This is a genomic window from Cohnella nanjingensis (assembly GCF_014212125.1).
In the GTDB taxonomy this organism is placed as follows: domain Bacteria; phylum Bacillota; class Bacilli; order Paenibacillales; family Paenibacillaceae; genus Cohnella; species Cohnella nanjingensis.
In genome coordinates this window covers 275,882-288,554 of the sequence record NZ_JACJVP010000001.1, presented here as the reverse complement: position 1 = coordinate 288,554, position 12,673 = coordinate 275,882, and the positions used below count along the sequence as shown (strand labels likewise).

Here is a 12,673-nt window from a genome sequence, read left to right as displayed (position 1 = left end):
CATGTCCAATCACGAAACTGTTAATGCAAGTCAAGCAAAATCTCTCTATGACGGGCTTCAAGACCCTCAATTTCAAACTCCTTATGTGGACGTCGATGAATGGAGAGAGGTGCCGGTTCGACATCGTTACATTCATGGCGGATTCGAGGGGACCGAGACACGATTTTCCTTCTACTTCCCAACCAAGGAGGAGTACAAGGGACGATTTTTCCAACCGGTCTACCCGGTGCAAGGAAGCGAGAACGCGTCGCAGAGCCATATCGATGGAGTAGACAATAAAATCGGTTTCGCGATCTCGAGCCGCTCTTACATGGTAGAAACGAATATGGGGGGCGCCACCTCCGACATTACCCTTGTTTATCGTGCTAGCGCCGCGGTCGCTCACTATTCTCGGGTCAAGGCGGCTGAATTATACGGTCCTCATCGTCCGTATGGTTACATTTACGGAGGCAGCGGCGGCGGATTTAAAACGATCAGTTTTATGGAAAATACCACGGGAGTTTGGGACGGAGCTGTACCTTTCGTTATCGGAACGCCGATGGCCATCCCTAACGTGTTCACGGCCAGAGTTCATGCGATGCGAATTCTGTGGGATAAATTTCCCGCCATTCTTGATGCGATAGAGGCAGGAGGAAGCGGGGACATGTACGCCGGCTTGAATGAAGAAGAGCATCAAACTCTCGAAGAAGTGACCAAGATGGGCTTTCCGCCAAAGGCGTGGTTTGCGTATAAAGAAATTGGAGATGGTGCGCTTACAGTTCTTACGCCAGCCGTAATGAACATGGATCCTTCGTACTTCGAAGAGTTCTGGACAGTTCCCGGCTACCTGGGTTCCGATCCCGCAAGTTCGGCCTCCAGCGCGCGACTTCAATTTTACACGGTCATCAAGGATGTCGTTTGGCCTCGAGAGCAAGCTTCATCGGAATCGGACGGTGGATCGGCGAACATGGGGGTCGACGAAGCTTGGAAAATGCTTATGGAAGCGGAGGGATCTATTCCTTCCTTCCGATTGGCCAATGCTCCGGTAGGGGATGCCTATTTGCAAGGGGCTTTCATTCGGATTACCAGCGGCGAAGCATCCGGGCTGAAGATTCCTCTAGGAAGCATCGACGGCGATGTCGTCACGATCGGCTCGGCACTCGGATTTTATACTTCCGTCCAAAGCTTGGCTAAAGTGAAGCCAGGAGACAAAATCGTGCTGGATAACTCGGATTACATCGCGCTGCAAACCTATCACAGGCACCAGGTTCCGACTCCCGATTACTACGTGTGGGATCAGTTCCGGAATGAGAGCGGCGAACCGATGTATCCTCAGCGTGCCATCCAGGTGGGGCCTATGGTCACTTACGGAGGAGCTGGCTCGCTTCAAAGCGGCCGTTATGAAGGGAAAATGATCGTCGTTCAGACACTTATGGACGAGAGCGCGTTCCCTTGGCAAGCCGATTGGTATCGGACCAAAGTCCAAGAACATCTCGGGGAGCAATTGGATGATCGGTTCCGACTGTGGTATGTGGATCATGCCCTGCACGCCGACACCAGCTCGAACGGCGTATTGGACGCTCTCCATATCGTCACCTATGTACCGGCGCTTCATCAGGCACTGCTTGACTTGAGCGACTGGGTGGAACGAGGAGTTATTCCGCCAGCCAATACCCAATATGAAGTGATCGACGGGCAAGTAGTCGTTCCGTCAACGGCTTCCGAACGTCAAGGGATTCAGCCGGTTATTCATCTAACGGTCAACGGCAGCGATCGCACGGATGTTGCGGCGGGAGAAACTGTTAGTTTTAGGGCCGTCATCGAAGTGCCGTCGAATACCGGCAAAATCGTGTCCGCAGAGTGGGACTTCGAGGGGGAGGCGACTTTCCCGACGGAGGGCTCAATCATCTATGGGAATGAGGAAGGATCGAAAGCCGTTGTCGAAGCGACATATTCGTTCTCTAAACCCGGCACGTATTTCCCGGTGCTGCGCGCGGGATCGAGCCGGAACGGCGACCGTAATGACTTATTTACGCGAGTCGTAAATCTGAGACGCGTGCGGGTCGTTGTCGGGTAAAGCGGGAACGACGACAGCTTCTCTGCTCTCGATCTGAATACCAACATAGGGCTCATCCCGGCTACGGAGGTTATTCGTTCGGTTGGATGGTCTACATGCCTGGGGATCGGGACAGCACGTTGCCAGGGAGACGGAGTCCTCACAATTTCATAACTGAGCTTTACATGAAGAAAGACGCCCGTTGAGGCGTCTTTCGCTTTTTTTGATGATAGGGAGAACCGCTGTGTATTCCGATAATCATTGGGCATAGAATCCGATAATTATTGGGCAATAACTCCGAAAATCATTGGGCACCGATTCTGATAATTATTGGGCGCCCGCCCCACCTTTCCGCTGCCAGCCGGGGAAAAGGATCGGGTTACCGTGAAATTCGCCGCCCATCCGAATCGCAGGGACGCCAAAATATTTGGCATCCGTACCGTCACGGAAGCTTGACGCGAAGCGATAGGGGCAATGCTGCATCCGAACCTCCGGGAAACCGGAGATTTTTACACATTTCGGGGAGACGGAGACGTTAAGATAGACGCAAAAATAATGCAATTTATATAAGCGGTTCCGCGAATTTATTATTCCAGGGGGAGAGTAAAAGGAGACGAACGCTCAAAATACACAACGGCAGCCGGCCATGAAGAGCGGTTGCCGTTTTTCATTCAACTAAGGGAAGTTTAATAACAATGACAAACAGCAGGCACTCCTCGAAGTAGAGTGCCGTGCCATACTAAAGTAGAATAATTAACTTAGTTTTAGCACACCTTTGAACCATACGGATTTAATGGATAGGGTATCCGAGATATGGGTTGTCGGATCGCCATTGACCAGTACCAGGTCAGCGCGCGCGCCTTCGGCAATACGTCCACGATCATGAAGACCGAACCGACGGGCCGGCTTCGAGGTAGCCGATTGAAGCGCATCTATCGGAGTGAACCCGGCCGTAACCAGCAATTGCAATTCATGATGGACGCTGGCTCCATGAGCAAGGCCGCCAAGATTCGGAACGGGAACGGGGGCGACATCCGTCCCGACCAGAATATCCACTCCGGCATTGTGAAGATCCATCACATTTTTGAAGCTATTTTCCATTTTGCCTTGCGGGAAAGTATTGAAGCTGGAGTTCAAAATATCGATCCATTCCGGACTTAATTTGGAATAAACACGATGGTCATTCGCCAATTCCGATGCTGGGTTTCCAAGAATGGATGAGTTCAGCACCAAGCACGGTGTAACAAACGCGCCAGAATCGACGATGGATTGCACTAACTCCGACGTGTACTCGGGCCTGTCGATAAACAGGTGGCCCAATCCGTCCACTCCAAGATCGATAGCGGTTTGCGAAGAATGAGCGGTCAAGACGTGGGCGATGACGACCTTATCGAACTTATGGGCTTCTTCCACGGCTGCTTGTAGAATCTCGTCGCTTAGAACAGGCAGGCCAGGGGCACCCATGACGGTTCCTTCTTCAATCATGATTTTGATATAGTCAGCGCCATTCTCCACCTGGGTATGCACATGTTTGATCGCTTCTTCCACCGTCGTTACTTGCGGCACTTCTTCGTGATCGTGGGCGTAAGCGGCCAGCATAGCTTCCCGGTCTTCCTTCGATAGCTTCTCCAATTCCTTTAATACGAATTCTGGAATCTCATCCCCATCTGGCAGCAATTCATCCGGATGACCACCAGGAGCGGTGATCGCCGTGCCTGCAGAACGGACATCGGCGACGTCATCCACATTTTTCAATTGGATCGCGCGTCCTCTTTCTGTAAAATCACCGTTCATTTCGAGTTCTGTCGTCACGCCGAATTGTAGTGCATCTCGCAATCCGCCGATGGAAGTGTGGACATGCGCATCGATCAAGCCGGGCAATAACGTTGCACCCTCAGCATTGATGATTGTTGCATTCGCCGGAATGTCGCCGCCCACCGCAATAATGGTTTCCCCTTTGATGACAATACTCCTTGACTCGATCACTTTTTCGCCATCGAAAATACGCGCATTCGTAATAGCCGTAACTTTTTCTACAGATGAGCTTTGGTTTGAATCGCTCATTTTGCTATTCCTCCTTGGTGATGTCCTTGAATCACTTCGAAGTATAACTGTTAGACAACTAACTGTCAATGAACTAATATTCGTTTGACAGGAGATCTGGAACCCCGTATAGTTTATTTGCTTACAGTTAGCTTTCTAATAATATGGGAGGTACAATCATGAAGCCTCGCAAGGATACGCCTTATCTGGATTTGTTTCAGATCATTGGCCTTAAGTTAAAGAAAAAAGCGGACGAGAGCATAAAAGAGTTAGGTTTAAACGCTCAACAAGGAAAAATAATTGGCTATATCTACGAGAACCAAGAAACGGAATTAATTCAGAGGGATCTTGCCGATCGGTTTCATCTGCGCGGGGCAAGTATTACAAGTATGCTTCAAGGTCTTGAGCAAAGAGGGTTCATCGAGCGGAAAATCCCAGCCAATAATGAACGACAAAAAAATATTTATGTTTTACCAAAGGCCGTTGAATTAATTGAAGACTTTAATGACTCCTTCCAAAAGGTGGAGGATGAAATCGTTCAAGTTCTTTCCGAAGAGGAGAAGCAAACCTTAAAAGAATTGTTGATTAAAATTAATGAACGCTTATAATTACGCATGGAATCTACCTCTAAGCGGAGATTAACAGCTCAATAGTGACTGCGTCGATTATTTTAAAGCTCCCTCGAAATGATCCAGTTTCCTCACTCAGACTCATGCATTCGCAGGATTTCACCCTGTGAGTCAGTGTGAGAGTTGAAGATATGGAGAAGCTTGTAGCTGGGGAGAAGAAAAGGGCATGCGCAAAAAGGTGAGATGTCTCACCATATTGTTCCATTTACGCACGTCTCCACTTCGCCCTAGTGATTCTCGCTCCCATATCTCAACGGGTCAAAGCCCTTTCATTCCTTCGTCACAACTAAACTAAGGGGTGGAGGTCGGTATTTTGGGCAGGAACGAGGTATTGGGCAACATTCCTATTTGCAGAAATATCAGCTTTGATAAAAAAGACTCCCTGACAAGATGTTCGGGGATCCCGGTTGCCGACCAGTGAACGGATCCCGGAACAAAACCAAGGCGCAATATTCGGTTTTTACCCTGAAGTCAAACTACCTCTTTTGCTGAACCATAGACGATTCTTTAATTCGAAAATTCCCCGACAGATATAATCCCAAAAGCACAATTACGGTGGCGATGACAGCATACCATGTAATGGGTTCACCCAGTACGATGGCAGCCAGAATATAACCTGTGACAGGATTTAAAAGCAGCCAGTTATTTGCTCTAACGGCATCTTGTTTCAGTAAATAAAACCAGAGACCCATACTAATAATCGAGAGACCGAAGACTGACCAAAGAAGGTATTCTAGAAGATGAACGTCCACATTTATCGGTTTTTCAGACTCAAAGAAAAGAGTCGGGATTATTAAAAGAATACCCCCGATGAATACCTGCCACGCGTTAATCACAAGATTGGGCAGCTGTAGATTGGCTTTTTTGTAAACGAGACTTCCAACAGCCATGGAGATCATCGCCAATATAAGAAGCAAAATGCCGCTAAAAGTGGCATGACTGGTTGCCAATGACGGATAGATCGCAATGAATAGACCTATGACTGAAACGGCCATCCCCACCCATTCTTTCAGCCGAATGCGTTTTCCTAAGAAAGCCAGAGAAAAAAGCGCGAAAACAAATGGATTTATAGGGAGAAAGAGATTAAATATCCCGGCGGAAATGGTCCGAAGCGCCAAATTGCCAAGCCCGACAAACAACGCGGTATTTAGTAAACCCAGCAAGAGTAAAATCTTCCATTCTCTTTTGTTAGGTAAAGCGTATTTTCCTTTTTTAAATATATAAATGTATAGCAAAAGCAGCAATCCGGCGGTAATAAAACGTAATGTCGCCAATGTCAATGGAGACGCTGAATGTAAACCAATTTTCATGATAATAGCTCCAGATGAATATAAAACAGTAAAAAGTATACCTATTAGCAAGCCTTTCAAGCCCATGACTTTCACCCTTCTCTCTTCCGTATTTTTTGATTAATGTGTCCTCTTACACCCCCTTCTCCTAAAGTGCCTCTGTCATCTGACGCATGATCTAACCATCCTTCCCAAATGAAAAGCGTTGTTGTTACTGCTTTATAATATGATGTATACTTGAAATATAAAAGTACGCATAATTTTATAATATAGTATTAAAAATCAAACTATTGGAGGTGTAGGGGCTTTGGGCGATCGAAGGAACAAGAACGGCATTACTCCGAGCGTGGAAGGGTGTCCTGTAGAAACAACTTTGGATGTCATCGGAGGAAAGTGGAAAGGGATCATTCTTTATCATCTGATCGATGGTCCGAAAAGATTTAACGAATTCCGCCGCCTCTATCCGGGAATAACGCAATTCATGCTTACACTGCAGCTTCGTGAGCTTGAGCGGGACGGCATTATCCACCGCGAAGTTTATAAACAGGTACCTCCTAAGGTGGAATATTCACTGACAGAATTCGGAAGAACGTTGGAGTCGATCATTTTGTCCATGAGGAATTGGGGAGATACTTATCGAGATAGACTTCATGATATTCGAGTAGTATCGCAGCAAAGGGAAGAGGTTTGAAGTGATCTTGTAGGGTTACAGACACGAGACTAGGAATGAAGGCCACTCCTGGCGGGGTGGCCTAAGTTTGCCGTAAACAACATGTCGTACGCGACAGTGAAAAAAGCATAGGAAAACAGAGCAAATCGGAGTTGCAGACCGGAAATAATTCGTAAGCCCATCCGAATCCGGCTCCCCGTAAGGCACCCATAGACTTATGTACAAAATACTATATAATATTAATTTACAAGTTTCGTTGATGATCTTATGAATCTACTGTATTTTCATATAGTGTTACACATCATATGTGGACATCCGTTTCGGAGGAACGGAAATGTCCTTTTTTTTGTAGAAAATTATGATGAGAGGAGGGGAGGAAATGGCTTCATTTTTTCATGTATACCGTCCGGAGGGAGTGAACAGCAAAAATCGCCTTATCGTATTTGACGAATCGAAGGAGGCGTTCATTCCTCTGACGGAGTTTTACCATGATCAGGTCAAGAGGATTAGTGAGAGCTCCGTTATCGCTTATTTAAATACCCTGGAACCGTTCTTTTACTGGTTGAAGCACAAAAGCCACTACAAAGCCAGAAAAGTCTTATGGAATGATGAACCTGAGGCCGTTAAGGAAGCCGTCCGACAGTATTTGTTAGAACAGATGCATTGTAAGATTCGTGGCAGAGACGGGCATGAAGGTGTCTATCTGACGAGTAAAAGCTCCAAAACGGTTCAACTTTCCCTGTCCGCTGTTAAAGGATTTTATAAGACCATGATTCGCTAAAAAAATATTCCCATGCCAATCCACTCATCGATTTGGAATTCAAAGATAGGTTTCACCTCAAGCAAATGAACGGGAATGGCTTGAATCATTATACGATAAAAAGAGAAGTCACTCTTATGAACTTGGAGTTAAAGCAATTACAGCTCTTATAAATGAAGGTAAAACAGTTTCCTACCGAACAGTCGCACTTAAGCCTGATCTGGTTGAACTGATTGTCAGAATGGAACAGTACATTTCTCACCAAAATCAGATCTGGTTAAAACAAGAGTTTGAAAAGTTCCAATAACTGAAAATACGGTACAAGGGGAGAAAAAGTGAGGTAGCCGTGCTTCTTCGACAGCTCGTTGAACTCCCTCGGTAAAATGTAGTTTTCTCACGAATGCTCGCTTATTCGCAGGATCTCACCATGGGATAAATCCTTATCTGGACAGAAAAGGCTTTGTATCGTCAGATTCGGCAACCGAACCGCATGCGGGAACAGGAGGGGCGAGGTTTCGCTCCTCTTTTTACTACTCTGTTGCACGCTGCTCCATGTGACCTCCGGAGGCTTTCACTCCCATTTCTCGACGGGTCGATGCCCTTTCATTCCTTCGTTACGCCTATCCGGTGGTTGGAGGCCGGTCATCCTAACGGTACGGGTCTGTGCCCTTTTGTTCAACGCAATCCGGTACTCCGTGCAATCTTGAAATCCTGCGAATAAGCCAGTTTTCGTGCTAATCGAGATTCGGCTAAGCAGCTTGTTTCATAGGAAGAGCTCGATCCGGTTCGTAAGCTTCGCCGCTTTGTGCCATGGCAACCAGAAGGCGAGCCAGCTTGCCGCAAAGCTTCATCACTGAGCGCATCGGCTTCATACTTCTCGTCTTTACATTCACTTCGTGCTGTCGTTTAAACGATTCATCGTTCATGATGAGGGCCATGGTTGCCATGAATAGGGCATGACGAAGCCTCGGTCGGCCACGTTTGCTGATGGACATTTGGCCTTTCCACTTGCCTGAGCTCGCTTCAGCTAGGTTGAGGCCGGCATGCCGCAACAATGCATTGCCATGTGCATAGCCGCTAAGGTCGCCAGCTTCACCCAGAATGCCAGCGACAGACAAGGTACTCATGCCCTTCATCGCCAGCAGCGGCTTAGCCAGCGGAATCCGGGCCAGTGCAACCGCCACTTCATCCTCGATTACTTGCAACTGCTCTAAAGCCAGATCATACTCAGCCAGCAGCTGTTGCAGATGAAGCTTGTAGGCTTTCTCAGCATGCTTAGCGCCGACCGAGCGAGCTGCCAGCATCAGCAGCTCACCAGCTCTTCGTTCACCGCTGTGTCGCTTCATGACTGTTTTCCAGCCATCGACTACCTGGCGAACGGTGAGTTTTTGAAGCTCAGCAGGCGTAGGAAAGAGACGCAGTGTAGCCAGCGACCCAGAGCCCAAGAGGTGTTTGTATACCTGTCCCAGCTCTGGAAACACAATGTCGACCCAGCGGTGGATCTGGTTCTTGACGCTGACGAGACGATGGACGATGGTCTCCCGGTTCGCCATGAGCACACGCAGCTCCATGAACACTTCACTGGTTTCTTTGATGAAGGTATAGTAGCCGTTTTTCACCATGTCGGCGATAACCAAGGCATCCTTGACGTCGCTTTTGGAGGGTGTATTGTCGCGGTTTTCCTTGTTCTTTTTGACGAGATGAGGATTTACCAACACGACCTCGAGACTGCGGTCTTTGAGCCAGGCAGCGAGGCTGAGCCAGTAGTGGCCGGTTGGCTCCATGCCGATGATGGCATCGTTTAATTGGTGCGTTTCCTGCAGATCTTTCATCCACTGCAGCAGTAGGCTGAAGCCGGCGTCGTCGTTGGAGAAGTGAAGGGAAGTGCCGAGCAGGATCCCACGGAAGTTGACGGCGCGAGCAACGTGGGACTGCTGGGCGATGTCGATGCCGACGACCAGATGCTGGGTTGAAATGTGTTCGAGCAGTTGATTTTGTTTGGCTTGAGCTTTAAACTTCAAGATAGAGCGACCTCCTTAAGATGGCTAAAGGGCTATGACCCGTGACTACCCCATCGTACCGGAGTCGCTCGTTTTTGTGCAAAGATCAAAATTAACGCTCTACAGGAATCCTAACGGGCAGAATTGTTTAATTTACCATCCTTCGTTAAACAAAAGTTGTATTCGGTCGGGCCAGGACTGTGCACATTAGCAATCCATGAGAAACCGGGCATGCTGTTGGATGATAAAATGTAGACGGAAGCATATGGGACGTGTAATCCTGATGATGAATGTGCGAGAAAACCAGGGAGGAGAGTGAGTCGCATGGCAAAGATCGTTTTCGCATTGAACCAGTCTCTGGACGGGTTCGTCGACCACGACCACACGGCATTTCAGCCCGACCCCGTGCTATTCCGTCATTTCATCGACGACGTGCGCGGCATGGCGGGCAGCCTGTACGGGCGCCGTATGTACGAGACCATGCGGTATTGGGACGGAGACCATTTTGAATGGGATGCACCGGAACGGGAATACGCAGCGGCGTGGCAAAGCAAACCGAAGTGGGTGGTGTCGAGGACGTTAAAGTCCGTCGGTCCGAACGCTTCTCTGATCGAGGGCGAACTCGCAGCGGCCGTACGTGGGCTGAAGGCTCAGCATGAAGGGGAGATTGAAGTTGCCGGGCCGGAGTTGGCGCACAGTCTAACGGAGCTCGGTCTCGTTGATGAGTATCGACTCTATCTCCATCCAGTCGTGCTGGGTCACGGCAAGCCGTTCTTCGCCGGTCCGCGGCCGCCGCTACGCCTCGTGGCAAGCGATCGAATTGGCGAGCAGGTGATCAGGTTAACCTACGTTCCAGCTTAGTTGTGCGGTTGACCCAGCGGCCTAAAGGGCACGAGGGATTCTCCGGCTGCAGCGGCAGTCAGAGGATCCCTTATTCTTTGAGATTTGTTCAGTTATGTCGGAGGACAAGAATCTGTACCTATTCAAACCCGCGTAAATCGTGGTTTTTTTAATTTATAGGAACACATTCTTGTCACAAACGAATGACAAGAATCTGTACCTATTGCCGATTGAGGACAAGAATGTGTTCCTATTGCCGATTTACCTATATAATCCCAAAAGGGGATCCTAGACTACGACGGCAAGCATTTATGAGAAGCAGCAAGACCGATAAATAAAACGAAACAGCTCCGGACATTTTTGCCCGGAGCTGCCTTCGACCGATGCTTTCGGATTATATGGATTTCACCACCAATTTTTATTGTGATGTTTCATCACTCGGTTAGTTTATGGGGGAGATAAATATACGGTTAGTGCATTCACACAGACTTGTGCTTTTTCCGCTAGGACATAGAAATGATCATAAGGGTCAAATAACCCACACCTTGGTCCGCAGCAAAACATGTTGAGGTTTAAGAAAGAATAAGTTTAGAAGAACCCTCTTCCAAAGAATGGTGGTTCAAAAAATTCCTCAAATCGCTCGAATCTCCGAGACTCAAATCGCGGTTCGAATCGTTCGAATGGCTCGAATCGCTCTTCGAATCGTTCGAATCTGGGTGATTCGAATGGTGAGAAGAATGGGGAAAAAGCACTTGTGCGAACTGGTTTTGTGTTTTTAAGCTGTTTTTTCGAGTGTGTACGAACAGATTTTGTTTTCAGTTGTTTTTTTGGAACTGCCATATGTTCACCTCCTTCTTATTTGATCTAATTCGAGATAAGTGAAGAAGGGAACTTAATATCTAGTTCCAGCTCGCAAGATTATGACCAATAAGATGAAGAGGACAAGTACGAATGCAGCTGCTTGTATACCGTAATCACCAACTGTCTTTTGTGATTATTACCACTCCTATAATATGAAAGGATAAGTATACCGCCAGTGCATTCACACAGGTCCATCATTAATCCGCATTTATACAATGAAAATTAGATAAGCCGTAAGCGTAAAATAGTCCCTACCTGGCAATCACCCCATGATCGGTGTTTCACCGGAGACAGCTACCCGGAAACAATAATCGGCAGGCCCTTTGGAAAGGAAACAGACCTATCGCTTTTCCTGATATTCCATAAATGAAATGTAAGGTGATGAAAGAAAAGATTATTTGGTGCCCGTTCGTCTCTGTTCCAATAGATTTGTCGGATGACAAGAATCTGTACCTATTGCCGCGTGTAATCGAAATTTGCCAAGGCTGTCACATTCGATAATGTACGCAATCCCGAGCATCCAGGTGCAGTCCGACGGCGTACATAAGATGCGGATCCGCAAGGATTGGTTCTCGCGCTCACAGCCGTGTCTGCAGCGCTCGTCGGATGGGCAATGGCTCGTTCACGAAGTGTCGTGGATGGCCAGGAAAATTCATCTGTCGACAATGCAACGGGTGAGAGGGGTGACTCCCCGCTGCAGGACGGGATCCTATCACCGATGGATCGGTGCTTATAGCTGGCAATTATAATGAGATAACGGGATACGATAGCTAATAAAGACAAAACGGCAGCCGGCTAGAAGACCGGCTGCCGTTTTCATTGAGCTAACGGGAGGATAGCGTGATTCAAGCGAAGAAAATCCCAATTTTAATGAATACCAGAATGCAGATGTTCAGCACCGGCTCACGCTAATTTAGTTTGATTACATAATTTCGACTTCAGAAGAAATTTCTTTTTTATGGTGTTTGACTCTGACTGTTCCTTAAAATACACTGCACGACACAATTCAATCGATGGTCGAGCAAAGAACCGTACGGGTACAACGCCGGCTGATTCAATGTCGCTAAAAAAGACGATGGTCGCTCGTAACTAATTATAGCCCCAGTGGGATTACCGTTATCATAAAGACAAACCCGGAACGGCACAAACAAACTGGCTCTAATATCGATCGTGAGGATCGGTTCGGCGACGACTCCATTGCCGACGATATATAAAACGCATTTTTTTATACCGTTATGAAGAGAGACCAGCCGGCCTTGGTCGATTTTGAAGAAGATCATTAACCCGTGGGGGCCAGCCATTTGAGCGAATGCTTGCTTTACCTTTTCCCAGGAAGCATGCTCTTTAACGAGCGCGGTTTCGGCGTTCCTATCCCAATGCCCCATTTCCCGCTCGAACGCAGTCACAAGCGCCTCATAGCTCAACCCCGAAGGTATATCTTCGCGGACGGTCGTCAGCCACGAAACCGTTTTGTAAGGAAAAACAAGGCCGTTTTCCATTGTATCGGAATCCTCCCCTGTTGATCATTTCTTACCAAGATTCTATT

At 47.8% G+C, this 12,673-nt stretch carries 9 protein-coding genes; 5 read left to right on the top strand and 4 right to left on the bottom strand.

All coding sequences use genetic code 11. The features are described 5' to 3' along the window. Position 1: 1 nt before the first annotated feature. Complete coding sequence (locus H7C19_RS01315) at positions 2-2,056, top strand: PKD domain-containing protein (RefSeq protein ID WP_185140737.1); 2,055 nt, start codon at positions 2-4, stop codon at positions 2,054-2,056. A 732-nt stretch (positions 2,057-2,788) separates the two neighbouring features. Here H7C19_RS01315 and H7C19_RS01310 read toward each other — a convergent pair. Then, positions 2,789-4,099 carry an amidohydrolase family protein gene (locus H7C19_RS01310; protein ID WP_185140736.1) on the bottom strand — a complete coding sequence of 437 codons (1,311 nt, stop codon included), beginning with the start codon at positions 4,097-4,099 and terminating at the stop codon, positions 2,789-2,791. 158 nt (positions 4,100-4,257) lie between these two features. On the opposite strand from H7C19_RS01310, the gene H7C19_RS01305 reads away from it, so the two are divergent. Continuing rightward, entirely contained in the window at positions 4,258-4,686 is a 429-nt protein-coding gene (locus H7C19_RS01305; RefSeq protein ID WP_006207256.1) for a MarR family winged helix-turn-helix transcriptional regulator, read from the top strand. Positions 4,687-5,183: 497 nt separating this feature from the next. Here H7C19_RS01305 and H7C19_RS01300 read toward each other — a convergent pair whose 3' ends face one another. Further along, positions 5,184-6,083, bottom strand: a complete 900-nt coding sequence (locus H7C19_RS01300) for a DMT family transporter (RefSeq protein WP_185140735.1) — start codon at positions 6,081-6,083, stop codon at positions 5,184-5,186. Between the two features lie 220 nt (positions 6,084-6,303). Between H7C19_RS01300 and H7C19_RS01295 the strand changes: the two genes are divergently transcribed. Beyond that, the gene (locus tag H7C19_RS01295) at positions 6,304-6,687 is read left to right on the top strand and encodes a winged helix-turn-helix transcriptional regulator (RefSeq protein WP_185140734.1); all 384 of its coding nucleotides are present in this window, start codon (positions 6,304-6,306) and stop codon (positions 6,685-6,687) included. A gap of 358 nt (positions 6,688-7,045) precedes the next feature. Beyond that, positions 7,046-7,447, top strand: a complete 402-nt coding sequence (locus H7C19_RS01290) for a hypothetical protein (RefSeq protein WP_185140733.1) — start codon at positions 7,046-7,048, stop codon at positions 7,445-7,447. A gap of 728 nt (positions 7,448-8,175) precedes the next feature. Here H7C19_RS01290 and H7C19_RS01285 read toward each other — a convergent pair. Continuing rightward, positions 8,176-9,447, bottom strand: a complete 1,272-nt coding sequence (locus H7C19_RS01285; RefSeq protein WP_185140732.1) for an IS110 family RNA-guided transposase — start codon at positions 9,445-9,447, stop codon at positions 8,176-8,178. A 303-nt stretch (positions 9,448-9,750) separates the two neighbouring features. Between H7C19_RS01285 and H7C19_RS01280 the strand changes: the two genes are divergently transcribed. After that, complete coding sequence (locus H7C19_RS01280) at positions 9,751-10,287, top strand: dihydrofolate reductase family protein (protein ID WP_185140731.1); 537 nt, start codon at positions 9,751-9,753, stop codon at positions 10,285-10,287. Between the two features lie 1,796 nt (positions 10,288-12,083). On the opposite strand, the gene H7C19_RS01275 is transcribed toward H7C19_RS01280, so the two are convergent. Then, positions 12,084-12,626, bottom strand: coding sequence for a DUF302 domain-containing protein (locus H7C19_RS01275; protein ID WP_185140730.1), 543 nt, complete (start codon positions 12,624-12,626; stop codon positions 12,084-12,086). Between the last annotated feature and the right edge of the window lie 47 nt (positions 12,627-12,673).

Excerpts from the sequence above, each read along its gene's own strand:
- H7C19_RS01275 (WP_185140730.1), bottom strand. The coding sequence starts at position 12,626 with ATGGAAAACGGCCTTGTTTTTCCTTACAAAACGGTTTCGTGGCTGACG.
- H7C19_RS01290 (WP_185140733.1), top strand. The coding sequence starts at position 7,046 with ATGGCTTCATTTTTTCATGTATACCGTCCGGAGGGAGTGAACAGCAAA.
- H7C19_RS01305 (WP_006207256.1), top strand. The coding sequence starts at position 4,258 with ATGAAGCCTCGCAAGGATACGCCTTATCTGGATTTGTTTCAGATCATT.
- H7C19_RS01310 (WP_185140736.1), bottom strand. The coding sequence starts at position 4,099 with ATGAGCGATTCAAACCAAAGCTCATCTGTAGAAAAAGTTACGGCTATT.
- H7C19_RS01280 (WP_185140731.1), top strand. The coding sequence starts at position 9,751 with ATGGCAAAGATCGTTTTCGCATTGAACCAGTCTCTGGACGGGTTCGTC.
- H7C19_RS01300 (WP_185140735.1), bottom strand. The coding sequence starts at position 6,083 with ATGGGCTTGAAAGGCTTGCTAATAGGTATACTTTTTACTGTTTTATAT.
- H7C19_RS01315 (WP_185140737.1), top strand. The coding sequence starts at position 2 with ATGTCCAATCACGAAACTGTTAATGCAAGTCAAGCAAAATCTCTCTAT.